Consider the following 24,666-nt stretch of genomic DNA (forward strand, 5'->3'; position numbering starts at 1 on the left):
TGACATGCCGGGGCCCGAGGAGCAAGATGGGGCCCGCTGTCCGGAAGATGCAGTTGTCAGGGAGGAAGCGTTGTTGTGAGCAGCAGGCCATCCCGAGGCGCTGCTCGCCTCGCAGCCATACTTGACGCCCTTCCCGATGCCTTGCTGCTCGTCAACTGCAACGGCACGGTCGTCAACGCCAACACCATCGCCCTCGAGACGTTCGAGTCGCCGGGCACGGGCCTGGTCGGGCGCGGGCTGCTCGACCTGCTGCCCAGCTTTGACTCGAAGCTGATTCCGGGGTCGATGCGACGCCCGGACAATACGGATGATCAGGGACGCACCAAGCCGACCCGGATGATCGCCCGGCGCACCGACGGGACCGAGTTCCCGGTCGAGGTCACCAGTGCGAATCTGGAGGACGGCCGGGACGCGTACTCCGACACCCACAGCTACACGGGCGACGAGCTGCTGATGCTCGTCGTACGCGACCTGTCGGGAACCGTGGACACCGAGGCCGAACTGGCCCGTTCGCAGCGCCAGACCGAGATGATCCTGCGCGCCGCCGCCGAGGGCGTCATCGGTACGGACACCGAGGGACGGGTCGTCCTGGTCAATCCGGCCGCCGCGCAGATCCTCGGCTACCGGGCGAGCGACCTGGGCAACCAGGAGCTGCATCCGCTGGCGGTCCACTCCCGGCCGGACGGCACGCCGTTCCCGTTCGAGGAGTCTCCGCTCGCCGACACGCTCCGCTCCGGGCGCAAGCACCGGGTCCGCGGGCAGGTGCTGTGGGCGAAGAACGGACAGCCGGTGTCCGTCGACCTGACGACCTCACCGGTACGGGACGGCGACCAGCTGGTCGGCGCCGTGCTGACCTTCACCGACCGGCGTCCGTACGACGCCCTGGCGGCGCGGCACGCGCAGCTGCTGGCAGTACTCGGCGACGCGCTGCGCGGCCCGCTGGAGGAGCTGCGGGGCGAGCTGTCCACCCTGGCGGCGGACGACGCCGGGCAGCTGTGGCCCGAGGCGAACCAGCTGCTGCACCATCTGGCCGCCGGCTACGCCCGGATGACCACGCTCGTCGACAACGTCCTCGGTTTCCAACGGCTCGACTCGGGCGCGGAGAAGCTGAACAAGAAGAAGGTGCTGCTCGACGGGGTCGTGGCGGCCGGTGTCGAGGGCGCGGTCGAGCTGATCGGCCCGGGCCGCGCGCAGTTCGCCGTACATGCCCCGACGATCGAGGCCGAGGTCGACGCGGACCGGATCGCCACGGCGCTGGCGCATCTGATCGCGGACGTGGCCGGGGTCGACTCGACCGGCAAGGCGCCGGTGGCCGCGGACGGCGGCGGGTACATGGACTCGACGATCGTCGTCGCGGCGGCGCAGCGAGGTGAGGTCGTACGGATCGAGGTGCGCGGGCCGTACGCCGGGGGGGACCCGGTGCACGAGCCGGTCGTGCGCGGAATCGTGCGCGCCCATGGTGGAGTGCTGCAGACGCACGAGGTGCCGGGCATGACCGGCAGCGCATACGTACTGGATGTGCCGCTCGGCGCGGGTGCGGGGACGGTGACCGTCCCGGAGCCGGAGCCGGAGCCGGTCGCAGAGCCCGTCGCCGGGCCTGTCGCCGGGCCTGTCGCCGGGCCGACGGGGCGCCGGGCGCGGCGGGCCTCCGTGGACGCGTTCCTGGACAACCCGGAGGCGAGCGACGGCGGGCAGAAGGTGCCCGCGCCGAACACGGGCGAGGACGACGGCGGCAACGACGGCGGCAACGGCGGCGGGCGCGGCACCGGCCGCAGGCGCGGCCGGCCGAGCCCGGTGGAACAGCAGTCGGAGCAGCAGACGGAGCAGCAGACGTCGCCGCACGAGGGCGCTGTGGTGACCGCCGCGGAGGGGGCGCGCGACCACGGGCGGCCCCAGCTCGGCGCGACCGTACCGCCCCAGGGAGTGCCCGCACCGACCGGTCGCCGCGCCCGGCGCGGCCTCGAGGGGGCGCCCGAGAACGCCCTCGCGCTGCCCGCCGCGCCCCCGGCGGCCGAGGCGGGGCCGCAGATGCAGGCGCAGGCAGAGGCGCAGCCGAGCGGTCGGCGTGCCCGCCGGGCGCTGGGCACCGCGCCGGAGCGCGGCCCGTTCGCGCTACCGCCGGCCGACGCCGACCGCACACCCCCGACCACGGGGGAGGCGGATGACTCGCTGCCGGGCCGCCACGACGCCGTCCACGGCGTACCCGGGGATGACCACACCCCGCCGCAGCCGCATCCGGTGCCGACGGGCCGCCGACGTGCGCGCGCGGACGGAACCTCCGGCCAGGGCCTGGCGGCGCTCGCGGCCGACCCGTCGGCGGGGGCAGCGCAGGATCCGCACGTGACCTCGGGCGCACCCGCAGGACCTGGGGTGCCGCAGGCACCGGCAACCCTGGGCGCACCGCAAGCACCGGGCTACGCGGAAGTACCGGGAGCGCCGGGTACGCCCGGAAACCACCCCGCGTCGGCACCGTCGGCGGCCATGGCAGCGCCCGGCACATCCGGCATCCCGCAGGCACCCGGGGAAGCCCTCCCGCAAGCACCGGGCTACGCGGAAGTACCGGGAGGACCGGGTACGCCGCCCGGGGGGCACCGCGCGTCGGCGGCCATGGCTGCCCCCCGCGCATCTGGCATCCCGCAGGCATCGGGGGGAGTCCCCGGCGCGTCGCAAACCCCGGGTTACGCGGAAGCACCGGGAGGACCGGCGGCGTCGGCTACGACCGGGGGGCACCCCGCACCGGCACCGACGGGCCCGGGCACATCAGGCACCCCGCAGGCACCCGCACCGGCTACCGCCGCCGTGCCCGGAGGGCCGTACGCGCCGGCGGGGCCGGAAGGCGTGGACCTGTCGGCCGATCATGACGCGTCCGGGCAGAACTGGCCTGTGCCCGGAGTGCAGGCGTGGCCCGCTCCCGCCGCCGAGGAGCCCGCCTCGCGGGACCGGGTCCAGAACCCGGCGCAGGGTCAGGTGCCCGGCGCCCGTACCGCTCCGGAGAACGGACCCGAGGCCGGTTCCGTACCCCAGCCGCGGACGGGCGGGCAGCCGCTGCCCGAGGAGAACCCCGTGCACCCCGGGCCCGGCGCCGACGCGTCGCAGGGGCGCGCGATCAGCGTGCGCACGCTGGGGCAGGGCATGCCGTTCGCCCAGCAGATCGCGCAGCAGCAGAACCAGACCTCCGGAGGGTCGGGCCGACGACGCAAACTCGCCGCGCCGCCGCAGGAGGAGCAGGCGGGACGCCGGCCGGCCGAACTGGAGCCCGCCGCCGCGCGCAGGAAACTCCAGCAGGCCACGCAGCAGGCCACGCCGCCCGCCCCGCAGCCGGCCCAGCCCGCGGCCGAGCCTCCTCCGGCGCAGAGCCCGCAGCAGCGGCTGTCCGCCCCTGCCGAGGGCCGTGCGTACGCGATAGGAGCACCGGACGAGGGCGCCGCCGAGGGACCGGAACCGCTGGACGGCCCCAACGGCGCGGTGGAGGTGGCCAACCGGCCGCACCCGCAGCCGGTGGACGACGAACTGCCCCCGGAGCCACTCGACAACCCGCGCCGACTGCTTGTTTGGCCCACGCCCGACGTGTCCACCCAGCAGGCGCTGAGCGACCGCGGCTACCGCCCGGTGATCGTGCACTCCCGCGAGGAGGTCGACGCGCAGATCGCCGCCTTCCCGGCCGCGCTGTTCGTCGATCCGCTGACCGGTCCGATCACCCGTACCGCGCTGCAGTCCCTGCGCCAGGCCGCCGTGGCGGCCGAGGTGCCGGTGCTCGTGACGGCCGGCCTCGGGCAGGCGACCCGCGAGGCCGCGTACGGCGCCGACCCGGCCGTACTCCTGAAGGCACTCGCGCCGCGGGACAGCGAACAGCACCCGCCTCGCGTGCTGTTGATCGAGGAGCACGAGGAGATCGCGCTCGCGCTGACGGCCACGCTCGAGCGCCGCGGTATGCAGGTCGGGCGCGCGGGCGCCGACACGGACGCGGTCACGCTCGCGACCCAGATGCGGCCGAACCTGGTGGTGATGGACCTGATGCAGGTACGCCGCCGCCGGGCCGGAATCGTCGACTGGCTGCGCGCGAACGGCCAGTTGAACCGCACTCCGCTGGTCGTCTACACCTCGGTGGACATCGACCGGAGCGAACTGCCCCGGCTCACCTCCGGGGAGACGGTGCTCTTCCTCGCCGAGCGCTCGACGAGCGCCGAGGTCCAGGGCCGGATCGTCGATCTGCTCGCCAAGATCGGGACGAATTAGCCGGCCGCCGCGCGGGACCACGTAGGGTGACGGGTGGCGCGCGACGCTGGTTCACAGCCTCGGGGGGGGCGCCCCTGGACGTCCTGCGGGTCAGGGAGGGGCAGGTACGACAAGAGCCCCCGGCGGGGGCCAGGGGCTCTGTACGGGGCTCAGCCGAGGTCAGTCGAGCTTGGTCACGTCGAGCAGACCCAACCTGTGTTGTTCACGAATCTTCTTCTTGTCGAACTTGCCCACGCTCGTCTTCGGTACGGCCGGGATGATCGCCCAGCGCTCCGGCAGCTGCCACTTCGCGACGGACTCGCCGAGGAACGCCTTCAGGGACTCGTAGTCGGCGGTCGAACCCTCCTTCAGGACCACCGTCGCGAGGGGGCGCTCGCCCCACTTCTCGTCGGGTACGGCGACGACCGCGGCCTCGGCCACCTCCGGGTGAGCCATCAGGGCGTTCTCGAGCTCGACGCTGGAGATCCACTCGCCACCGGACTTGATGACGTCCTTCGCCCGGTCGGTGAGGGTGAGGAAGCCGTCGTGGCTGATCACGCCGACGTCGCCGGTCTTCAGCCAGCCGTCCGCGCTGAACTTGTCCTCCGGCCGGAACGACTCGCCGCCCGCGCCGCCGTAGTACGCGCCCGCGATCCACGCGCCGCGCACCTCCAGCTCGCCCGCCGACTCGCCGTCCCAGGCCAGGATCTCGCCGCCGGGGCCGACCAGCCGGGCCTCGACACCGGCCGGGAAGCGGCCCTGCGTGATGCGGTACGGCCACTCCTCCTCGGCGGTCAGGCCGGCCGGCGGGTGGGCCATGGTGCCGAGCGGGGAGGTCTCGGTCATGCCCCAGGCGTGGCACAGCCGTACGCCCAGCTTGTCGTACGCCTCCATCAGCGAGGGCGGGCAGGCCGCGCCGCCGATGGTGACCTGCTTCATGGAGGAGATGTCGCGGGGGTTGGCGGCCAGCTCGGCCAGCAGGCCCTGCCAGATGGTGGGGACGGCGGCGGCGTGGCCGGGCTGCTCGCGCTCGATCATCTCGGCGAGCGGTCCGGGCTGCAGGAACCGGTCGGGCATCAGCATGTTGATGCCGGTCATGAAGGTGGCGTGGGGGAGGCCCCAGGCGTTGACGTGGAACTGCGGCACGACGACGAGGGTGGTGTCCTTGTCCGTCAGCCCCATCGACTCGGCCATGTTGACCTGCATGGAGTGCAGGTAGATGGAGCGGTGGGAGTAGACGACGCCCTTGGGGTCGCCGGTGGTGCCGGAGGTGTAGCACATGGCGGCGGCCTGGCGTTCGTCCAGGTCGGGCCAGTCGAACGTGGTGGGGCGGCCGGCGATCAGTTCCTCGTACTCGTGCACCTGCGGCGCGGCGCCCTCGAGGAGGGAGCGGTCGCCGGGGCCCGACACGACCACGTGCTCGATGGTCGGGAGGTGCGGCAGCAGCGGGGCGAGCAGCGGCAGCAGGCTGCCGTTCGCGAGGACGACGCGGTCGGCCGCGTGGTTGACGATCCAGACCAGCTGCTCCGGGGGCAGGCGGAGGTTGAGGGTGTGCAGGACCGCACCCATGGAGGGAATCGCGAAGTATGCCTCGATGTGTTCTGAGTTGTTCCACATCAAGGTCGCCACGCGTTCGTCGCCGACGACGCCGAGTTCATCGCGCAGGGCGTTCGCGAGCTGGGTGGCGCGGTCGCCGATCTCGGCGAAGCTGCGGCGCTGCGGCTCGGCCTCGCCGGTCCAGGTGGTGACCTGGGACCGTCCGTGGATCGTCCTCCCGTGGTTGAGGATGCGGGTGACGGTCAGTGGTACGTCCTGCATGGTGCTCAGCACGGCGTCCTCCCGGTGGGCGCGCGGTATTTTGCCGGGGGGTGCCCCCCGGATCCCCATGGCTAGTGGTGTGCAGATTCTGCGCACATACCACGTGGTATGTCACTACCCAGGAGTAGAAAGCCGGGCTGCGGGCGGCGCCGGGTCAGCGGACGGGCGTCAGCTCCGGGTCCTCGCGGAGCTTGCCGAGGGCGCGGGAGACCGCGCTCTTGACCGTACCGACGGAGACCTCGAGCACCTCGGCGGTCTGCGCCTCGCTCAGGTCCTCGTAGTAGCGCAGGACGACCATGGCGCGCTGGCGGTCGGGGAGCTTCATCACCGCGCGCCACATCGCGTCGCGCAGTACCTGCTGCTCGGCGGGATCCGGCGCCGGTACGGCCTCCGGCTCCGGGAGCTCGTCGCAGGCGAACTCGTCGACCTTGCGCTTGCGCCACTGAGAGGTGCGGGTGTTCAGGAGGGCACGGCGGACATAGCCGTCGAGCGCGCGGTGGTCCTCGATCCGCTCCCACGCGATGTACGTCTTGGTGAGCGCGGTCTGCAGCAGGTCTTCGGCATCGCACGGGTTCGCCGTGAGCGAGCGAGCGGTGCGCAGAAGCACGGGGCCCCGGGCCCGTACGTACGTGGCGAACGACGGGTACGCGGATGCGTGCGTCGCTGCCTTGGATGCGCTGGTGCAGACTGGCGTGGTCATGGGTCCACGCTAGGAGCGGGTACTACCGTCGCGGATCGGCCCCAGGTCCCGAAGCGGTGTCCGCCTCAGGTTGTAGGAGGGGTGCGGGCCCCACCTCCTGAAGGTGGAGGACGCGGGGCCTTGGCGTAGGGGTCGGGCCCTGAGGACCGCCTCGGCGGGGTGCGTCCGCGGCCGGCTTCCGTGCCCGGCGTCCGTGCCGCGCAGCCGGCCTCGGTGCCGTATTTCTGGCCTCCGTGCCGCACGTCTGGCCTCCGGGTGCCGTCCCGGCTACACGTCCGTGCCCAGGATCAGCCCCGAGGTGGGGACGCCGGTTCCCGCCGTCACCAGAGTGCGGGCCGCGCCGGGTATCTGGTTGACCGAGGTGCCGCGCAGCTGTCGGACCGCTTCCGCGATGCCGTTCATCCCGTGCAGGTACGCCTCCCCGAGCTGCCCGCCATGCGTGTTGAGCGGCAGCGCGTCCTCCGCGACGAACCCGGCGCCTTCCCCCGGCGCGCAGAACCCGAACTCCTCCAGCTGCATCAGCACAAACGGAGTGAAGTGGTCGTACAGGATGCCCACATCGATGTCCGAAGGCGTAAGCCCGGACGTACGCCAGAGCTGGCGGGCGACCACGCTCATCTCGGGCAGCCCGGTGAGGTCGTCCCGGTAGAAGCTGGTCATCTGCTCCTGGCCGCGGCCGGCGCCCTGCGCGGCGGCCACGATCACGGCGGGCGGATGCGGAAGATCCCTGGCCCGCCCCACGCCGGTGACCACTATCGCCTGGCCTCCGTCCGTCTCCTGACAGCAGTCGAGCAGCCGCAGCGGCTCCGCTGTCCAGCGTGAGGCGGCATGGTCGGCGAGGGTGATGGGTTTCTCGTAGAAGTACGCGGCCGGGTTCCGCGCGGCATGGCGGCGGTCGGTGACGGCGACGTGGCCGAAGACCTCGGGCGCCAGGTTGTACGTGTGCAGATAGCGCTGGGCGGCCATGGCTACCCAGGAGGCGGGGGTGAGCAGTCCGAAAGGCAGTGACCAGCCCATCGCCGCACCCTCGGCGGACGGCTCCCGGTGCTGGACGCCCGAGCCGAAGCGTCTGCCCGAGCGCTCGTTGAACGCCCGGTAGCAGACGACCACGTCGGCGACACCGCTCGCCACGGCGAGGGCTGCCTGCTGCACGGTCGCGCAGGCTGCCCCGCCGCCGTAGTGGATGCGGGAGAAGAAGGACAGCTCCCCGATCCCGGCCGCCTGGGCGACGGTGATCTCGGGGCTGGTGTCCATGGTGAACGTGACCATGCCGTCGACGTCGGCGGGCGTGAGGCCGGCGTCGGCCAGCGCGGCCTGGACGGCCTCGACGGCGAGCGCCAGCTCACTGCGCCCGGATTCCTTGGAGAACACGGTCGCCCCGATGCCGGCGATGGCTGCCCGGCCGCCCAGCGAGTCCGCGGTGCGCACGCTCATCCGGCCTCCTCCGCGACGGGGGCGGGCACGGATACGGTCACCGTGCCCGTCACGTGCTGCCCGATCCCGTTGGCCCCGACGACCCGCACCTCGGCCGTACCGTCCGGCTCGACGGAGCTTATGGTGCCGGTCAGCACCATGGTGTCGCCCGGGTAGTTGGGTGCGCCGAGCCGGATCGCGACCTTGCGGAGCATGGCCCGCGGCCCGAAGTGGTCGGAGATGTACCGGCCGACAAGGCCGTTGGTGGTCAGGATGTTCATGAAGATGTCCGGGGAGCCCTTCTCCCTGGCCGCCTCCGTGTCGTGGTGCACATCCTGGTAGTCCCGCGAGGCGACCGCCCCCGCCACGATCAGGGTGCGGGTGATGGGAACGGTGAGCGGCGGGAGCGTGTCACCGGCTCTCATGCGCTGGCTCCTTTGCAAGCAACTGACCGAGTTCGGCGAGGAGTTCTGGACCGGTTCCGAGGTATGCGTCCAACTGCCGCCCCCACAGGAAGTGCCGGTGGACAGGGTGGTCGAGGTCGGCCCCGGTGCCGCCGTGCAGATGCTGCCCGGCGTGCACCACGCGGGTTCCGGCCTCGGACGCCCACCAGCCGGCGGTCAGCGCCGCGGCTGCCGCGTCCAGCCCCGCGTCCAGCCGCCAGGCGGCTTCGTACGCCGTCACGCGTATCGCCTCGGTGTCCATGTACGCGTCGGCGGCCCGCAGCAGGACCCCCTGGTTGGTGGAGAGCGGACGCCCGAACTGCTGACGGGTGGAGGTGTGCGTGACGGCCCGGGCGAGCGAGCCCGCGCACACCCCGGCCTGCAGCCCGGCGAAGGCGGTACGGGCGGCCGCCAGCACGGACGCGTACGCACCGGACCTGGGCCCGGATCCGGATCCGGGCCCGGACCCGCCCTCTCCCTCGCCGAGCCGCTCGGCGGGCGCCACGGTGAGTGTGAGCCGGCCGGCCGTCCAGGGCGCGGTGGTCTCCACCGGCTCGACCGTCACCCCGTCGTCCGTGGTCCGTACGATCCACAGTGCGCGCTCGGCGTCCGGGACCAGCACATGGGTGGCGTCCCGCAGCCATGGCACGAGGGGCAGAGTGCCGGTCAGCCTCCCCGCGGCGTCGGCCCACACCGCGCCGCCCCGCGCCGGGAACGCCCCGGTGGCGACGGCGCTGCCGTCGCGCAGGTCCGGCAGCAGCCGCGCGCACTGCCCGTCGGTGCCGTAGGCGGCGATGGCCAGCAGCCCGTACACACACGTCGCGGCGAGCGGCACCTGCGCCGTCGTCCGGCCCTGCTCCTCCAGGACCAGCACCAGGCCGACCAGCCCGATGTCCTCGACGGCGGCTGTCAGCCCTGCCGCACACAGGGCCTTCCACAGCTCGGCGTCCGTACCGGTCCCGGCGGCCGACAGCCGCTCATGGGTGGCAAGGGCGCCGAAGATCCGGGCGGCCAGCTCCTGCGCAGCCTGCTGCTCCTCGGAGGGCGTGAAGTCCATGTCACCCACCGTTTCCTCGGAAGACCGGCAGCTCCCATTCCTCGTCCGCCTCGTCGACGCGGAGGAATTCGAGCTGTACGGACATCCCGATCCGCACCTTGTCGTACGGCACCCCGATCAGATTGCTGACCATCCGGACGCCCTCCGCGAGCTCGATCAACCCGACCGCGTAGGGCGGTGCGAACGCCGGGAAAGGCGGGTGGTGCATGACCACGTACGAGTAGACCGTCCCGGCGCCGCTCGCCTCGACCGTGTCCCACTCCTGCGAACCGCACGCGTTGCACCCCGGCAGCCATGGGAAACGGAGCGTCCCGCATGGACCGCACCGCTGGATCAGGAGCCTGTGCTCTGCGACTCCGGCCCAGAATCCGGCGTTGTCCCGGTTGATCACCGGCCGCGGCCGCTTGCCCTTCGGTTTCTGCCGCGCCGGCGCGTACTTGAGGATCCGGAAGCGGTGCGTCCCTGCCAACGCGCCGTTCGCCCGGACATCCATCCGCGTCGTGACGAAGTGCCCGGTCCCCAGCTTGGTCCTCTTGCGCGCCGAGACCGACTCGATGACCGCGTCGAAGGTGATCCGGTCACCCGGGCGCAGCGGCTCCAGATACTCCTGCTCGCAGTCGGTCGCGACCACCGAGGTGTATCCGGCGCCGTCGAGCAGGCCGAACAGCTCGTCGTACGGCGACGACCGGTCCGTGTGCCCGGACAGCCCGCCCATCGTCCAGGCCTGCAGCATCGTCGGCGGCGCGGTCTCCGGATAGGCGGGGCTGGTGTCCCCCATCGCCTCGCACCAGTGCCTGATCATCGGCTCGTTGACGATGTCCTTGCCCACGCCCGAGGTAGCGGCGGCCCGCCCCTCGTACGCCTTCAGCCGCTCGTAGAACTCCTCGCCGCCCACGCTCACCTCGCTGTCCCCCACCTCGCTGTCTCCGCTCACCGAGCTGTCCCTCACCGCGCTGGCCCCGCTCACCGCCGCCCATGCCGATCGCCGCGAGCGCCACCCGCTCGTGGTTGAGCTGGTTGGTGATCAGCCCCCAGCCGCCGTTCTCGTCGCCCACCAGATTCCCGGCGGGCACGCGTATCGCGTCGTAGTAAGTGGTCGTGGTCGTCTGCCCGCCCACCGTCTCGACCGGGGTCCACGAGAAGCCGGGCGCGTCGGTCGGCACCAGGATGATCGAGATGCCCTGGTGCTTGGGGGCCTGCGGATCCGTACGGCAGGCGAGCCAGATCCAGTCGGCGTTCTGGGCGTTGCTGGTGAAGCTCTTCTGGCCCTCGATCAGCCAGGAGTCGCCTTCGCGGACGGCCCGGGTGCGCAGTGACGCGAGGTCGGTGCCGGCCTCGGGCTCGCTGTATCCGATGGCGAAGACGATCTCCCCGCCCAGAATGCGCGGCAGGAAGAAGTCCTTCTGCTCGTCCGTCCCGTACTTCATCAAGGTCGGGCCGACAGTGTTGAGGGTGACCATCGAGACCGGCGCGCCGGCGCGGTACGCCTCGTCGAAGAAGATGAACTGTTCGTCCGCGCCGCGCCCCTGTCCGCCGTACTCGACGGGCCAGCCGAGTCCGAGCATGCCGTCGGCGCCGATCCGCCGCAGCAGCGCCCGCTGTTGCGCGGCGTCCTCGACGCGCTCCTGGGGCATGACCTCATGGAAGTACGAGCGCAGTTCCGCGCGCAGCCGCAACTGGCGTGCGGTCGGAGCGAGATGCACGGCAGCGGCCTCCCGGACGTACACGGAATCAGATTTCTGACTGTCCGTCAGATATGCATCCGCTGTCAAGACGCACAACGGCCTGCGCGACGGGACCGGAGTCCCGTCGCGCAGGCAGTCACTCGTCACTCACCCTCGATGCAGCCCCTCTGCGGGCCGGTACCTACCACCAGAAGCTGGTGAAGTTCACCGCGATGTTCTCGTTGGACTGCTCGATCTCCGTGAAGCCGGAGCCGTTCGCCTGGGCGGTGTTGTTCTGGTTGGACGCACCGGAGCCGGTCGCCACCTGCTGCGAGGTGGACGAGTTGCCTCCGTTGCTGCCGCCGACGCCGCTGCCGATGATGGACGCGACGCTCGCGTTCGATCCGTTGTCCGCGAACGAACCGTTGTCGGCCTGTGCCACGCCGGTGAACAGGGCGGCGGCGAGGGGCAGCGAGGCGGCAGCGGCGAGGACGCGGGCGGTGCGGATGCTTGCCATGTCAATTCCTCCAGGAACCAGAAGTGCGGCTTGTTCCAAGGCGGTTGGCCGACCGCCTCAGTCGTGGTGTTCGACGTCGCGAGTCCAGAGTTGCCCACCGAATCCCCGTCGAACCACCCTGGACGCCCTGATTCCCCCGCAAGCATGAGGAACCCCCGATAAACCCCCGACGCGCCGACAAAGCCGCAGCTCACACCCCAATGGCCGGATCAGACCGGCCCTCCCAAGGGGCGAAGCGTTTCGTCATATTCTCCGCCAATCGCCCTCAGGCCTCCCCCAGCCTTCCCCGAGCCTGCCCCCCTTCCTTTCTTCGAACGTACGTACGAAAATAAAACCATGGCCACCACCGACCGCCATGCCCACACGCTCGCCCTCGCCCACGCGCTCTCCGCCGCCGAACGCGGGCTCCCCGTCATACCCCTGTCCCGCACCAAGCTCCCGGCGCTCCGCTCCCCGCATCGGTCATCCCCGTACCGCGAAGATCCACGGCCGGTGCTCTGCCGCGGCGAATGCGGCCGTCCGGGGCATGGCGTGCACGACGCCACCACCAATCCCGCCCTCATCCGCGCGCTGTTCCGCGCCGCTCCCTGGGCCACCGGCTACGGCATCGCCTGCGGCCGGCCCCCGCACCATCTGATCGGCATCGACCTCGACACCACAGCGGGACCCGACGCCACGGAGAGCACCGCCGCACTCCAGCATCTGGCCCTGCGCCACCTCTTCACCGTCCCGGAGACGGTCACGGTCCTCACCCCCAGCGGCGGTCGCCATCTCTGGCTCACCGGCCCACCGGACGTGGTCGTTCCAAACTCCGCCGGCCGGCTCGCGCCCGGCATCGACATCCGCGGCACCGGCGGCTACCTGGTCGGCCCGGGTTCGCTCGCCACCCACGGCATCTACCGGCTGGCGCCCGGCACCTCACACCTCGCGCCCGCTCCGTGCCCCGGCGCACTTCTTCGCCTGCTCACGCCCCCGCCGCACTCCCACTCCCACCACCCCGCAGGCCGGCCCCCAGATGGACACGGTCTGGTGCAGTTCGTGCTGGCGGCTCACGAGGGTCAGCGCAACACGCGGCTGTTCTGGGCGGCTTGCCGTGCGTACGAGAACGGTCTGGGGGAAATTCTCGCGGACTCCCTCACCGAGGCTGCCGTCCGCACCGGTCTCTCCGAACACGAGGCCCGCGCCACGATCGCCTCTGCGGCGCGCCTGACAGCGGCGCCCTGAGCCGCGGCGCTCGCCCGACGGTCACGGCAGACGGTCACGGCAGACGAGCACGGCAGACGAGCACGGCAGACGAGCACGTCAGACGGGCTGAAGGTCCGCCGCCCCCGTGTCATCGGCACTGGCACCGGCACCGCTCCCGTCGGCGGACAGCCGGCGCGCGGAGGGCGAAGCGTTGTGCGCCTCGGCGCGGATGCGCTGCTTGATGGTGGGAGGCAGAGCCGTGCCCCGTGACAGCGACCGCCGCGCGGCAGGTACGTACGCGCCCTGCGTACGTACCGGACGCCTGCGCGAGGCCTCGGGGACGACCGGCTGCCGAACCTGAACGGTGGCGGCCCTGCGCGCGAAGCCCAGTGCGGCGAAGAGCGCGACCAGCGCGCCGAGGAAGGCGGTCCACATCGTCGTGACCTTGTTCGCTGCCATGACGGTCCCTCACTTTCGAGCGGAGCGATCTACATACCTTTCTCATGATGTGTACGCATCTCGTGATCCGCCGGAGCGACGCCGCCGGTGCGCCGATATTCCGATGAACACCACCCGCTCGGCCCAGCCGCACACCTGCTCCGGTGGAGTATCCCGAGTGCCGGGACCGGCTCTCCGGTCGGCGCCGCCGCCCGGCTCCGCCCGCGTGCGCCAAGGGCGGTACGGGCTCAACCTGGATGAAGAGGCGCCGCAAGTCGAGAGCCCGACCTCGGAGACCCGCCATGACCATGCACAGGCTCGGACCCGTCACCGTCCTCGGTGACTGCCTCGAAGTGCCCGGGATCGGCTTCCTCCCGGTCAACGCCTTCGTTCTGCACGCCGCCCAGCCTGTCGTCGTCGACACCGGCCTCGGGCTCCCGGACCGCAACTTCCTGGAGACCCTGGGCTCGGCCATCGACCCCGCCGACGTGCGCTGGATCTGGCTCACCCACCCCGACCGCGACCACACCGGCGGACTGTTCGACCTGCTCGCCGCAGCTCCCGACGCCCGGGTGGTGACGACGTTCGTCGGCGCCGGGATCATGTCCACCGAGCGGCCGCTCCCGCTCGACCGCGTCTGCCTGGTCAACCCCGGGCAGGTCCTGGACGTCGGCGACCGTACGCTCCGGGCGTTCCGGCCGCCGCTCTACGACAACCCCGCCACCGTCGGCTTCTACGACGACCGCACGCGAGCCTGCTTCAGCTCGGACTGCTTCGGCGCGCCCATGCCCACCGCGGACCTGGCGACGGGCGCCGACGCCGGGGCCGTCGCCACCGAGGAGCTGCGCGCGGCTCAACTGCTGTGGGCCACCGTGGACAGTCCCTGGGTCCAGAATGTCGACACCGACAAATACCTCGCGACGGTCCAGCCGCTCCGGGCCATGGACGCCGAGATCGTGCTCTGCACCCACCTGCCACCCGCCGTGGGCCTCACTCCGCGGATGATCGACACGATCTGCAAGGCGCCCGACGCCGATCCCTTCATCGGCCCTGACCAGCAGTCGCTCGAGCGGATGCTCGCCGGCTTCGAACCGGGCGGCCCTACCTGACGGGACCCCGTCACGGCTCCAAGTGGCTGAAAACCACCTCGAAGCGCTCGACCGCGACGATCCGCTGGCCCTCCCGCTGCGCGGCTTCCTCGCGGATCCGAGTGGCCAGGTCCTCACTTGCCAGCATGGCCTGCTCGTCCTCCCACAAGGTCAGCGACTTGGCCTTCCCGGAGGCCCGGTCGACCAGGTAGTAAACGCCCCGGAAGCCGGAAACCGTCCGCACCTGCTTGACCAACGCTTCCGATATCGCTGTCAGGTCGCCCTCCGCGGGCACCGGGGACCCCTGATAGGTGCTCAGCCTCGCGAACATCGCCACCAGCCCTTCCCAGCCGACTGCCGGTCGGTCGACCAGCAGCTCCAGGACCAGCGTGCTCCGGCAGCCCGCCCCCCGCATGCCGAGACCCGGGCACCCGCGCACGCGATCGGCCCCCGACCAACATGGCTGGTCAGGGGCCGATCGCAAGTGCACTGCAAGCGGTGGGTGTGGGATTTGAACCCACGGTGACTTGCGCCACGACGGTTTTCAAGACCGTTCCCTTAGGCCGCTCGGGCAACCCACCCCGCGTCACCGACCTCCGGTGGCGCGAGGACAGCCTAGCCGGTCAGCTGTCGCCCTCGCGCTGGCCCAGGGTGACGTCCACCGTTGTCGTCTTGCCTCCGCGCTCGTAGGTGAGCTTCACCTTGTCGCCCGGCTTGTGCGTCCAGATTTCGCTGATCAGGGTCGGGCCGCTGTCGATCACCGTGGAGTCCAGCTTGGTGATGACGTCCCCCGGCTTGAGGCCGGCCTTGGCGGCCGGACCGTTCGGGGTGACCGCGTCCGTGCTGCCGCTGCCCTCCTCGGAGATCTTGGCGCCCTCGCCCTGGGCCTGCATGTCGACCGAGACGCCGATCACCGGGTAGACCGGCTTGCCGGTCTTGATCAGCTGCTCGGCGACGTTCTTCGCCTGGTTGACCGGGATCGCGAAACCGAGGCCGATCGAGCCGGACTGCGCCGGGCCCAGGCCGCCGTTGCCCGCCGACTGGATGGCCGAGTTGATGCCGATGACCGCGCCACGCGAGTCGAGCAGCGGGCCGCCGGAGTTGCCCGGGTTGATGGACGCGTCGGTCTGCAGGGCGCTCATGTACGAGTTCTTGCCGCCCGAGCCGTCCCCGGAGGCGACGGGACGATTCTTCGCGCTGATGATGCCTGTCGTGACGGTGTTGGACAGGCCGAAGGGCGCGCCGATCGCGATCGTCGAGTCGCCGACCGCGACCTGGTCGGAGTTGCCGAGCGGGAGCGGGGTCAGTCCGGAGGCGTTCTTCAGCTTCAGTACGGCTACGTCGTAGCCCTCGGCACGGCCGATCACCTCGGCGTCGTACTTCTTGCCGTCGGAGAACGTCACGGAGAGCTTTCCACCCTCGGCCGCGGACGCCACCACGTGGTTGTTGGTGAGGATGTGACCCTGCTTGTCGTAGACGAAGCCGGTGCCGGTGCCGCCCTCTCCCTCGCCGCCGCCCTCGGCGTCGATGGTGACCACGCTCGGCAGCGCCTTGGCCGCGAGGCCGGCCACCGAGCCCGGTTCCCGCTTGAGGTCCGCCTGGTTCTGCGGCGCGCTGACGGTGGTCGAGTCGCCGGCGGTGTCGTTGCGTTCGGCGGCCCAGTAGCCGATTCCGCCGCCGATCCCGCCCGCGACCAGCGCGGCGGCCAGGACAGCGGCCACCAGCCCGCCGGCTCGCTTCGGGCCGCCCGCGGGGGACGGCGTCGGTTCGGGGGCGCCCCAGACCGGACCGCCGCCGCCGGCTCCGTAGGAGGGGAGGGCGGGCGGAGGCGGCGGCCACCCGGCGGCACCGCCGGCCGGAGGGCCGGTCGGAGGGCCGGTCGGAGGGCCGGTCGGAGGGCCGGTCGGAGGGCCGGCCGCAGGCGGGCCCGTCGGCGGTACGGACTGCGTCTCGGTCGGCCGGTCGGTCTGCGCTACGGGCTCGGGCGCGGGCGCGGGAGCGGCCACCGGCACAGGAGGTGCGGACGGGGCCGCGGGGGAGGCAGGTACCGCGGGGCCCTCGTTCTCGGTGTTCACAGCTCTCTCCTCGTTCCACGGCATCTTGAGTGACGGTCCGGCTGCACACGTGTCTGAGAGCAGCCTTTCCCATAGGCCGTCAGAGCACTGTAAGCCGGACCTGTGAGTCCGACTGCCATCCTTTATCTCCGGCAATTGGGGCGCATCCCGACGCATCCCCAGTACGTCCCTACGCCACAGGACCCCGGACGGTGGCACCATGACGCGGTGACCCACGCACGGCAGCAGACCATCCAAGTCGTCGCTCACCGGGGCGCCTCCGAGGACGCCCCCGAGCACACCCTTGCCGCGTACAGAAAAGCCATCGAGGACGGCGCGGACGCACTCGAATGCGACGTCCGGCTCACCGCCGACGGGCACCTCGTCTGTGTCCACGACCGCCGGGTGAACCGCACCTCCAACGGCCGCGGCGCCGTCTCCGCCCTCGAACTGGCCGACCTCGCCGCCCTCGACTTCGGCTCGTGGAAGGACCGGGAGGAGTCCCCGGACTGGGATCCGGACCGCGAGCGGACCGCCGTACTCACCCTGGAGCGGCTGCTCGAACTGGTCGCCGACGCCGACCGCCCGGTCGAGCTGGCCATCGAGACCAAGCACCCCACCCGCTGGGCGGGCCAGGTGGAGGAGCGGCTGATCCACCTCCTCAAGCGGTTCGGCCTCGACGCCCCGCCCGCCGGCGGGCCCTCTCCGGTGCGGGTCATGAGCTTCTCGGCGCGCTCGCTGCACCGGGTGCACGCCGGCGCGCCGGACATCCCCACCGTCTATCTGATGCAGTTCATCTCGCCGCGGATGCGCGACGGACGGCTGCCCGCCGGGGTACGGATCGCCGGACCGGGCATCCGTATCGTCCGCAACCACCCCGGCTTCGTCGAGCGGCTGCAGCGCGCCGGCAACTCGGTGCACGTCTGGACGGTCAACGAGCCGGAGGACGTGCAGCTGTGTGTCGATCTCGGCATCGAGGCGATCATCACGAACCGCCCCAGGCAGGTCCTGTCCCAACTTGGCCGCCCATAGCGTCTGTTACGGGGTGTGCCCCGGCGCATCCGGTCCGTATTCGATCGTTACGAGTGCGTCACTGCCCTCCGCTTGGCCGGTTTCCGGTCCAGTCCATTGGGGCATTCACACCGTGGCGTGGGGCTAAGGAGGTTCCGGGGGTGGCGTTGGTGGTGGCACAAGAAGTGCCCACGTCGTCGAGCATGGCCGTACCCCATGGTCCTGCGGGCGTGGGTGAGGCGAGGCACCGGATGCGCGAGCAGTTGCGTATCAGCAGGGTGCCCGAATCGGTCGTCGACGATGCCGTTCTGATCCTTTCCGAACTGCTCAGCAATGCCTGCCGGCACGGCAGGCCACTGGGCGAACGGGAGGTCGGCGAAGGCGACATCCGCGCCGCGTGGCGCGTCGACCAAGCGGGCCGGCTGACGGTCGAAGTGACGGACGGAGGCGGGCCCACCCGCCCTGTTCCGGCCACGCCCTCGGTCACCGCACGCGGCGGCCGCGGGCTGAACATCATCAGTGCGCTGGCGCAGGACTGGGGCGTACGGGACGGCGCCGCCGGCGAGGTCACCGTGTGGGTGATCGTCAGCGAGGGGCATCGGCACGACGACTTCGCTACGCGCGTTGCGGCGCCGCCGGCGCTCGAGTTCGCCGCGTCCATGGAGGAGTTGGAGTGACGAGCCGGGGGCCGGTGCGGCGGCGAGGCGCGCGGATCCGGCCGTAGCGGAGCCATGTGCGGAGCTGTGGCCGGAGCCACATACGGACCCACGGGGAGCCATGGATGGATTCGGCCAGCGCGGCAGACGCGCGGGCCGGGCGGCGTGAGCCCGCCTGATCGGCCGGACATCCCCTAGGCTCGCGCCCGTCAGTACAGCCGCACTCGGGAGACACCCACGATGGCCAAGAAGCGCCAGACCAAGGCCAAGCAGCCGCAGCTCGCCACAGGGGCCCGCGCCGGAGGCGCTGATGAGAACTACCCGGTGGTGGGGGCCCGCGAGCCGTGCCCGTGCGGTTCGGGCCGCCGCTACAAGGCCTGTCACGGCCGGGCCGCCGCACACGCGGTGACCGAGCTGGTCCAGCGCCCGTTCGAGGGGCTGCCGGGCGAGTGCGACTGGGTCGCGCTGCGCGAGCTGGTGCCCGCCGCGACGATCACGCTGACGCTGAAGGACGGGCTCCCCGAAGGCGTTCCGTCCGTGACACTGGCGACCGTACTGCCGATGGCCTGGCCCGCGCTGCGCCGCGACGACGGTTCCGTACTGCTGGGCCTGCAGAACGACACGTCCTCCAGCGACCTGAGCCGCGATCTGGCGGACACCCTCCAGCGCGCTCTGGTCGCGAAGCCCAGCACCCCCATCACGGCCCAGCGCGTCGCGGCCGCCGGTCCGCGACTGCAGGACCTGCTCGACCCGGAGGCTGCTTTCGAGCCGGTCGTGCACAGCGGCTTCGAATTCTGGATTCCGGACTCGGAGAACGCCACGCCCGAGGTTGCCGCCTCTCTGGAGCGCGCGAACGAGGCCGCCATCCCCACGGTCCGGCTCTCCGGCGTCGATGCCGCGTACTGGTGCGAGACGCCGGAGAAGAACCACCTGCGCTGGGTCATGCCGCACCCCGAGGAGCAGCTGCTGGACGCCCTCGCCCGGCTGCACGCCGCCGGGACGTCGAGCCTCGGCGAAGGCACTCGCCTGGTCGGCTCGTTCCGCGCACACGGGCTGATGGTCCCGGTCTGGGACCTGCCGACCGGGGTCGGCGCGAAGGACGTGGAGCAGCCGGCCGCGGAGTTCGCGGAGCGGCTGGCGCTGGCACTCGCCGCGGACGCCCCGCTGACCGCGGAGGAGCGGCGGGCGCGCGGCGGGCTCACCAACCGCCAGGTGACGCTGAGCTGACGGGCACCGACCGACCAGCCAGTCCGGTGACTCCGATCACAACTCCTGGTAATGGCCGGTAATTCGATGTCCGAATGCCTGAGATCGAATTTGCGAACTGCCGATCTCTTGTTACCGTTCTAGTAGCCCGGTCGCTGGTGCATCCCCCGTCGCCAGCGACCGGGCGTCTGCGTTCTCCGAATCAACTGCCCGCAGGCGGTGCCGGGTTACTGCCCGAGCGCAGCAACAGCGGGTCACCCGCATTCGGGGCGGCAAATTCCGCTACTGCCGTGTACACGTCCGGCCTCCCCTTCACCGGCTCGCGCGGCGTCTCGCACGTATCCGGCTCGCCCTCCGCGCGCACGGCGCAGTTGATCTGTACGGTACGGCCGTCCGGTCCCATCAGGGTCAGAATGGCCCGCAGTTCCATGCCGGTGGCATTGCGGTAATACGTGCGCGCCCAGGTGTTGTTCTCCGGAGCGGTCAGTACACAGGTCTGCGCCTCCACGCCTGTCGGCGAGGAGAGTTCCGGACCGCATTGAGCGGATGTTTGCGGCATTTCGCTTTCTTTCGTACCAGAAAGCTCAATTCCGGACAGAAGGCTGGAATCGGGCGACGCCTCCTGTGCGGGCTCCTTGGTTTGCACGGGGCTTCGTACGGGGCTTCGTACGGGCCCCTTGCCGTCCGCCGACTCCTCCGGGCCCGCCGAGGCGCCGGCCAGGGGCAGCAGAGCGGTGAACACCATGGCGGCCGCGAGCCCGATCATGCGGAGGTTCATGGCGCGTTCCACCTGTCAACGGCCGGAAAATGGGACGGTGCGCCGAAGATAGCGACGGACCAATGACATCCGACGAACCGCGCGCCCATTTCCCCGGGAACTGCCCCCCGCACACACCCGTACGAGTGACCGCAGTTCAGTACGCGAGCCGGCTTCCGCCGTCCGGCGCGCTGGTGCTCGCCTCGACCAGCGCATCGACGACCGCGACGACATCCGGCAGCCACGGCCGCGCGGAACCGGGCAGCGGAGCCCGTTCCCAGCGCACCTGGCCGGTGCCCGACTCGGACGGCGGCAGCAGCAGATAGCCGCCCTCACCGTGGAAACGCAGCGAACTGGGCACCCAGTCCTTGGCGTGCAGCAGTTCGCCGAGCTGCTCCAGCGAGTACGGAGCCACCAGCAGCGACCAGCGGGTGGGCGTCGCGACGACGGGGCCGAGCCGCATCCCCATCCGGTCGAGCTCGACCAGAGCGCGAGCCCCCGCGACGGCGGGCAGGCTCACCGCGCAGGGCGCGCGGCCACCGGTGGCCAGCAGTACCGGTGCGGTCGGGCGGTTCGTCCACCACCAGCGCACCATGCGCCTGTCGGTGGAGGCCGCCAGCAGACCAGGGTCGAAGGGGTGCGCTCCGGGGACCGCGCACTCGGGATCGGGACAGGCACAGCGGCGGCCGCGGCCACCCGCCGGCGCCGTTCCCACACCCGGGAAAACGGGCCACTTCCATTCAGTCGCGCAGGTCAGCGCCGCACCGAGTAGGGCAGGCTTCCCATTTCGCCGGAACAGGAGCCTGCGTCGCCTTCCGAGGATCTCGCGCATGAGCGCTCGTTCCTTTCCGTTGAACGCCGAGGGCCACATCACACCGTGTGTGCATCACTTCACTACACGTACAAAGTTCCGCGTCATCGCTTGCGAACGCCCGGCCGGCCTGCGGCACGGGCGACTCCTCGGTCGAGAGCCGAGCGTCGAGCGAGGTCGAACCTGGACTGTGTCCATCAAACACCTGGCGGGGGGTGGCGTGCGCGTGGCGCTTACTGCTCCGTGTACACCGGACTCTGTCCGGGGATAGCTGGTCCCGCCACTCGGGGATGAGGCGCGGCCCACTCCGGTAAGGACGCCGGGGCCTGCCGCCAGGTTCCGGGGCGTCCCAACTGCCCCTGGCCATCACCGATTACGTACCCCGCATGTTCGATATGACGCTCCTCCCGGGACTTCGTCCTGGGAGGTTCCCCCTTGTCGAACGCCCTCAGTCGACCGCAAAAGGTCCTCACCTGGTGCATTTTTCAGCCAAGTTCGGCGCATCCGCCGGATGCGCCGATATCGCCTCACGGACACCAGGAATCCCAGCTGGGCAATGCTGGACATCGACTCACATCTGCGTGTAGATGTGGATGCATTGATAGCGGCGCAGAATGACATGGGGGTTTGCGATGCTATTGAGCAGAACGCACCCGGCGGAAAGGCGACTGCCATGAGCGCCCCCCATCTGCCGAAAGTGGCTGGAATCGACCCGGCCCTCCCCACGCCCGCGCACACTGTCGCGCCCATCCCCGCGGACCGGAACGACCCGCCCGCCCCGGGCGCGCTCATCCAGGACCGGCTGGCCGGCTGGGTCTCCGACCTCACCACGCTGCACGAACTCACCGAACGGCTGGCCCGCACCAGCGGCCTCGAAGAGTCGCTGAAGGAGCTGCTGAGCGCCGGGGCCGCCCTCGTCGGGGCGCGCCGCGGCCTGGTCGTCCTCGAACCGGCCGACGGACTCGGCCCCAGCACCACCATCGGCCTCGGGCTCGCCCACGCCGACCTCGGCCACATCGAGACCGTGCCGCGCAGCGCCACCTCGTACGGCCGCATCCTGGACGGCCTGCCGGACGGCGAGGGCGCACACCCCGACCTGCTCGGCGAGGAAGGGCTCGACCCGCGCCACCGCGAGGTCGCGGCCCGGCTCGGCTACGCCGCCAGCTACGCCGTACCGCTGGCCGGCGAGACGGCGGGCCGCCTCGGCGCGGCCGTGTGGCTCTACGACGAACCGGCCGAGCCGGTCGAGCGCCAGCGCCACCTCGTCGGCCTCTACGCCCGGTACGCGACCGAGCACCTCGCCCGCACCCTGGAGCTGGAACGGGCCCGCGCCCAGGTCGCCACCGTCGCCGAGGAACTGCTGCCCAGCCGCCTCCCCCGGGTCGCCGGCGTACAGCTCGCCGCCCGGCACCGCACCGGCCCGCGCGGCGGCGGCGACTGGTACGACGCCCTGCCGCTGCCCGAGGGCGCGCTCGGACTCGCCGTCGGCTCGGTCACCGGCTCCGGGCCCAGCGCGGTCGCCGCGATGGGCCGGCTGCGGGCGTCCCTGCGCGCTTATGCCGTGATGGAGGGCGAGGACCCGGTCGCCGTACTCTCCGACCTCGAACTGCTGCTGCGGCTGACCGAGCCGGCCCGCTCGGCGACCGCGCTCTTCGCGTACTGCGAACCCGCCCGCCGCAAGATCGTGCTGGCCGGGGCGGGCCACACCCCGCCGCTGCTCATCGGTGAGCGGCGGACGGAGTTCGTGGAGACCTCGCTGTCCGCGCCGCTGGGGATGCTCTCCTGCTGGGAGGCGCCCAGCGTGGAGGTCGAGACCGCGCCCGGAGAAACGGTGCTGCTCTACACCGACGGACTGCTGCACCGCACCGGCGATCCCATGGACCGGGCCTTCGCGCGGCTGCACGCAGCCGCGGCAAGCGTGCCGAAGAGCATCCGGGACGATCCTGGGTCGATCGCGGACCATGTGCTGCGGACCGTGCTCCCGGACGGTCTCGACGCGGTCGACTCGGCCGAGGACATCGTGCTGCTCGCTGCCCGTTTTGACTGATTCCTCACATGACGCCGGGCCGTCTTCCGCTCACACATACGATGAGAAGACGGTCCAGTGTCGTATCGAGGAGAAGACGTGGCTGACGAGCTCATCCCGGAGACCCCGGAAGCAGCTGAAGAGGCACCCATCAAGCAGCGGAAGAACGGCCTGTACCCGGGCGTCTCCGACGAGCTTGCCGAGAACATGCAGTCCGGCTGGGCCGACACCGAGCTTCGCGGCCTGGAGCCCGTCGCGCAGGCACGGCACACCGCCGCCCGCCGCGCCGCGCTCTCCACGCGCTTCCCCGGCGAGCGCCTGGTGATCCCCGCAGGCAACCTGAAGACCCGCTCGAACGACACCGAGTACCCCTTCCGCGCCTCCACCGAGTACGCCTACCTCACCGGCGACCAGACCGAGGACGGCGTCCTGGTCCTGGAGCCCCGTCCGGAAGCTGACGGCGGGCACGACGCGACGGTCTACCTGCTGCCCCGCTCCAACCGCGAAAACGGCGAGTTCTGGCTCGACGGCCAGGGCGAACTGTGGGTCGGCCGCCGGCACTCCCTCACCGAGGCCGAGCAGCTGCTCGGCATCCCCGCCATGGACGTGCGCGAGCTGCCCGCGGTCCTGACCGAGGCCACCGGCCCGGTCCGGGGCGTGCGCGGCCACGACGCCGGCATCGAGGCCGCACTGACCGACAAGGTCACCGCCGAGCGCGACGAGGAACTGCGCGTCTACCTCTCCGAGGCCCGCGCCGTGAAGGACGAATTCGAGATCGGCGAGCTGCAGAAGGCGGTCGACTCGACCGTCCGCGGCTTCGAGGACGTCGTCAAGATCCTCGACAAGGCCGAGGCCACCAGCGAGCGCTACATCGAGGGCACCTTCTTCCTGCGCGCCCGCGTCGAGGGCAACGACATCGGCTACGGCTCCATCTGCGCCGCCGGCCCGCACGCCACCACCCTCCACTGGGTGCGCAACGACGGCGACGTCCGCTCCGGCGAGCTGCTGCTGCTCGACGCCGGCGTGGAGACCCACACGCTCTACACCGCCGACGTCACCCGCACCCTGCCGGTCAACGGCACCTTCACGCCGCTGCAGCGCAAGATCTACGACGCGGTGTACGAGTCCCAGGAAGCCGGCATCGCGGCCGTCAGGCCCGGCGCCAAGTACCGCGACTTCCACGACGCCTCGCAGCGCGTGCTCGCCGAGAAGCTCGTCGAATGGGGCCTCGTCGAGGGCCCCGTCGAGCGCGTCCTGGAGCTGGGCCTGCAGCGCCGCTGGACCCTGCACGGCACCGGCCACATGCTCGGCATGGACGTCCACGACTGCGCCGCCGCGCGCACCGAGGCGTACGTCGACGGAACGCTCGAGCCCGGAATGTGCCTCACCGTCGAGCCCGGCCTGTACTTCCAGGCCGACGACCTGACCGTGCCCGAGGAGTACCGGGGCATCGGCGTCCGCATCGAGGACGACGTCGTGGTCACCGAGGACGGCAACCGGAACATGTCCGCGGCCCTGCCCCGGCAGGCCGACGACGTCGAGGCATGGATGGCGGCCACCAAGCGGGCCGGCCAGGCCTGATCAGCTCAGCACCCGCCGCGAGGGCG

At 71.5% G+C, this 24,666-nt stretch carries 20 protein-coding genes, 1 tRNA gene and 1 pseudogene; 8 read left to right on the forward strand and 14 right to left on the reverse strand.

Annotated features, from left to right (window positions below; translation table 11 throughout):
- The first annotated feature begins 75 nt into the window (after positions 1 to 75).
- Positions 76 to 4,236: a PAS domain-containing protein gene (locus tag NLX86_RS07790; protein ID WP_254370847.1), complete on the forward strand. Its 4,161-nt coding sequence runs from the start codon at positions 76 to 78 to the stop codon at positions 4,234 to 4,236.
- 159 nt (positions 4,237 to 4,395) lie between these two features.
- Here the strand turns inward: NLX86_RS07790 and NLX86_RS07795 are convergent, their stop codons facing one another.
- The 8 genes and pseudogenes from NLX86_RS07795 to NLX86_RS07830 all read right to left on the reverse strand — a co-directional run bounded on the left by NLX86_RS07795 (position 4,396) and on the right by NLX86_RS07830 (position 11,827).
- On the reverse strand, positions 4,396 to 6,045 hold the full coding sequence (locus NLX86_RS07795; protein ID WP_254370848.1) for a long-chain fatty acid--CoA ligase: 1,650 nt from the start codon (positions 6,043 to 6,045) through the stop codon (positions 4,396 to 4,398).
- 142 nt (positions 6,046 to 6,187) lie between these two features.
- Positions 6,188 to 6,733 carry a SigE family RNA polymerase sigma factor gene (locus NLX86_RS07800; protein ID WP_254370849.1) on the reverse strand — a complete coding sequence of 182 codons (546 nt, stop codon included), beginning with the start codon at positions 6,731 to 6,733 and terminating at the stop codon, positions 6,188 to 6,190.
- A 267-nt stretch (positions 6,734 to 7,000) separates the two neighbouring features.
- Positions 7,001 to 8,167, reverse strand: coding sequence for a lipid-transfer protein (locus NLX86_RS07805; RefSeq protein ID WP_254370850.1), 1,167 nt, complete (start codon positions 8,165 to 8,167; stop codon positions 7,001 to 7,003).
- The gene (locus tag NLX86_RS07810; protein WP_254370851.1) at positions 8,164 to 8,571 is read right to left on the reverse strand and encodes a MaoC family dehydratase; all 408 of its coding nucleotides are present in this window, start codon (positions 8,569 to 8,571) and stop codon (positions 8,164 to 8,166) included. The genes NLX86_RS07805 and NLX86_RS07810 overlap by 4 nt, the downstream gene beginning before the upstream one ends.
- Entirely contained in the window at positions 8,558 to 9,646 is a 1,089-nt protein-coding gene (locus NLX86_RS07815; protein WP_254370852.1) for an acyl-CoA dehydrogenase family protein, read from the reverse strand. The genes NLX86_RS07810 and NLX86_RS07815 overlap by 14 nt, the downstream gene beginning before the upstream one ends.
- A gap of 1 nt (position 9,647) precedes the next feature.
- Positions 9,648 to 10,580 carry a bifunctional MaoC family dehydratase N-terminal/OB-fold nucleic acid binding domain-containing protein gene (locus NLX86_RS07820; protein WP_374213846.1) on the reverse strand — a complete coding sequence of 311 codons (933 nt, stop codon included), beginning with the start codon at positions 10,578 to 10,580 and terminating at the stop codon, positions 9,648 to 9,650.
- Positions 10,581 to 10,620: 40 nt separating this feature from the next.
- Positions 10,621 to 11,349: pseudogene (locus NLX86_RS07825) on the reverse strand (acyl-CoA dehydrogenase family protein); the annotation flags it as partial.
- Between the two features lie 163 nt (positions 11,350 to 11,512).
- A complete protein-coding gene (locus NLX86_RS07830) occupies positions 11,513 to 11,827 on the reverse strand; it encodes a hypothetical protein (protein WP_254370854.1) in 315 nt (104 codons plus the stop codon).
- A 336-nt stretch (positions 11,828 to 12,163) separates the two neighbouring features.
- On the opposite strand from NLX86_RS07830, the gene NLX86_RS07835 reads away from it, so the two are divergent.
- Positions 12,164 to 13,051, forward strand: a complete 888-nt coding sequence (locus NLX86_RS07835; protein WP_254370855.1) for a bifunctional DNA primase/polymerase — start codon at positions 12,164 to 12,166, stop codon at positions 13,049 to 13,051.
- A gap of 78 nt (positions 13,052 to 13,129) precedes the next feature.
- On the opposite strand, the gene NLX86_RS07840 is transcribed toward NLX86_RS07835, so the two are convergent.
- Positions 13,130 to 13,471 carry a DUF6344 domain-containing protein gene (locus tag NLX86_RS07840; RefSeq protein WP_254370856.1) on the reverse strand — a complete coding sequence of 114 codons (342 nt, stop codon included), beginning with the start codon at positions 13,469 to 13,471 and terminating at the stop codon, positions 13,130 to 13,132.
- A gap of 281 nt (positions 13,472 to 13,752) precedes the next feature.
- Between NLX86_RS07840 and NLX86_RS07845 the strand changes: the two genes are divergently transcribed.
- The gene (locus NLX86_RS07845; RefSeq protein WP_254370857.1) at positions 13,753 to 14,559 is read left to right on the forward strand and encodes an MBL fold metallo-hydrolase; all 807 of its coding nucleotides are present in this window, start codon (positions 13,753 to 13,755) and stop codon (positions 14,557 to 14,559) included.
- A 10-nt stretch (positions 14,560 to 14,569) separates the two neighbouring features.
- Here the strand turns inward: NLX86_RS07845 and NLX86_RS07850 are convergent, their stop codons facing one another.
- The 3 genes from NLX86_RS07850 to NLX86_RS07860 all read right to left on the reverse strand — a co-directional run bounded on the left by NLX86_RS07850 (position 14,570) and on the right by NLX86_RS07860 (position 16,613).
- Entirely contained in the window at positions 14,570 to 14,953 is a 384-nt protein-coding gene (locus NLX86_RS07850) for a hypothetical protein (protein WP_254370858.1), read from the reverse strand.
- An 81-nt stretch (positions 14,954 to 15,034) separates the two neighbouring features.
- A tRNA-Ser gene (locus NLX86_RS07855) sits at positions 15,035 to 15,119 on the reverse strand.
- A gap of 42 nt (positions 15,120 to 15,161) precedes the next feature.
- Positions 15,162 to 16,613, reverse strand: a complete 1,452-nt coding sequence (locus NLX86_RS07860; RefSeq protein ID WP_254370859.1) for a S1C family serine protease — start codon at positions 16,611 to 16,613, stop codon at positions 15,162 to 15,164.
- Between the two features lie 207 nt (positions 16,614 to 16,820).
- Here NLX86_RS07860 and NLX86_RS07865 point away from each other — a divergent pair, with 207 nt between their 5' ends.
- The 3 genes from NLX86_RS07865 to NLX86_RS07875 all read left to right on the forward strand — a co-directional run bounded on the left by NLX86_RS07865 (position 16,821) and on the right by NLX86_RS07875 (position 19,486).
- Positions 16,821 to 17,624, forward strand: coding sequence for a glycerophosphodiester phosphodiesterase (locus NLX86_RS07865; RefSeq protein ID WP_254370860.1), 804 nt, complete (start codon positions 16,821 to 16,823; stop codon positions 17,622 to 17,624).
- A 53-nt stretch (positions 17,625 to 17,677) separates the two neighbouring features.
- Positions 17,678 to 18,280 carry an ATP-binding protein gene (locus NLX86_RS07870; RefSeq protein WP_254370861.1) on the forward strand — a complete coding sequence of 201 codons (603 nt, stop codon included), beginning with the start codon at positions 17,678 to 17,680 and terminating at the stop codon, positions 18,278 to 18,280.
- A gap of 219 nt (positions 18,281 to 18,499) precedes the next feature.
- Positions 18,500 to 19,486, forward strand: coding sequence for a DUF5926 family protein (locus NLX86_RS07875; protein WP_254370862.1), 987 nt, complete (start codon positions 18,500 to 18,502; stop codon positions 19,484 to 19,486).
- A gap of 181 nt (positions 19,487 to 19,667) precedes the next feature.
- Here NLX86_RS07875 and NLX86_RS07880 read toward each other — a convergent pair whose 3' ends face one another.
- Together NLX86_RS07880 and NLX86_RS07885 are read right to left on the reverse strand one after the other, a co-directional pair.
- Positions 19,668 to 20,255 (reverse strand): hypothetical protein, encoded by a 588-nt coding sequence (locus NLX86_RS07880; RefSeq protein WP_308409556.1) that lies wholly within the window; start codon positions 20,253 to 20,255, stop codon positions 19,668 to 19,670.
- Between the two features lie 124 nt (positions 20,256 to 20,379).
- Positions 20,380 to 21,054: a bifunctional DNA primase/polymerase gene (locus NLX86_RS07885; protein ID WP_254370863.1), complete on the reverse strand. Its 675-nt coding sequence runs from the start codon at positions 21,052 to 21,054 to the stop codon at positions 20,380 to 20,382.
- Positions 21,055 to 21,589: 535 nt separating this feature from the next.
- Here NLX86_RS07885 and NLX86_RS07890 point away from each other — a divergent pair.
- Positions 21,590 to 23,080, forward strand: coding sequence for a PP2C family protein-serine/threonine phosphatase (locus NLX86_RS07890; protein WP_254370864.1), 1,491 nt, complete (start codon positions 21,590 to 21,592; stop codon positions 23,078 to 23,080).
- A gap of 78 nt (positions 23,081 to 23,158) precedes the next feature.
- Positions 23,159 to 24,640, forward strand: a complete 1,482-nt coding sequence (locus NLX86_RS07895; RefSeq protein ID WP_254370865.1) for an aminopeptidase P family protein — start codon at positions 23,159 to 23,161, stop codon at positions 24,638 to 24,640.
- Positions 24,641 to 24,666: the final 26 nt, after the last annotated feature.

This window comes from Streptomyces sp. A3M-1-3 (assembly GCF_024213665.1).
GTDB lineage: Bacteria > Actinomycetota > Actinomycetes > Streptomycetales > Streptomycetaceae > Streptomyces.

Bases quoted from the DNA above. Each gene is read 5' to 3' on its own strand.
- NLX86_RS07800 (WP_254370849.1), bottom strand. From the start codon at position 6,733: ATGACCACGCCAGTCTGCACCAGCGCATCCAAGGCAGCGACGCACGCA.
- NLX86_RS07805 (WP_254370850.1), bottom strand. From the start codon at position 8,167: ATGAGCGTGCGCACCGCGGACTCGCTGGGCGGCCGGGCAGCCATCGCC.
- NLX86_RS07810 (WP_254370851.1), bottom strand. From the start codon at position 8,571: ATGAGAGCCGGTGACACGCTCCCGCCGCTCACCGTTCCCATCACCCGC.
- NLX86_RS07815 (WP_254370852.1), bottom strand. From the start codon at position 9,646: ATGGACTTCACGCCCTCCGAGGAGCAGCAGGCTGCGCAGGAGCTGGCC.
- NLX86_RS07830 (WP_254370854.1), bottom strand. From the start codon at position 11,827: ATGGCAAGCATCCGCACCGCCCGCGTCCTCGCCGCTGCCGCCTCGCTG.
- NLX86_RS07835 (WP_254370855.1), top strand. From the start codon at position 12,164: ATGGCCACCACCGACCGCCATGCCCACACGCTCGCCCTCGCCCACGCG.
- NLX86_RS07840 (WP_254370856.1), bottom strand. From the start codon at position 13,471: ATGGCAGCGAACAAGGTCACGACGATGTGGACCGCCTTCCTCGGCGCG.
- NLX86_RS07845 (WP_254370857.1), top strand. From the start codon at position 13,753: ATGACCATGCACAGGCTCGGACCCGTCACCGTCCTCGGTGACTGCCTC.
- NLX86_RS07850 (WP_254370858.1), bottom strand. From the start codon at position 14,953: ATGCGGGGGGCGGGCTGCCGGAGCACGCTGGTCCTGGAGCTGCTGGTC.
- NLX86_RS07875 (WP_254370862.1), top strand. From the start codon at position 18,500: ATGGCCAAGAAGCGCCAGACCAAGGCCAAGCAGCCGCAGCTCGCCACA.
- NLX86_RS07885 (WP_254370863.1), bottom strand. From the start codon at position 21,054: ATGCGCGAGATCCTCGGAAGGCGACGCAGGCTCCTGTTCCGGCGAAAT.
- NLX86_RS07890 (WP_254370864.1), top strand. From the start codon at position 21,590: ATGCTGGACATCGACTCACATCTGCGTGTAGATGTGGATGCATTGATA.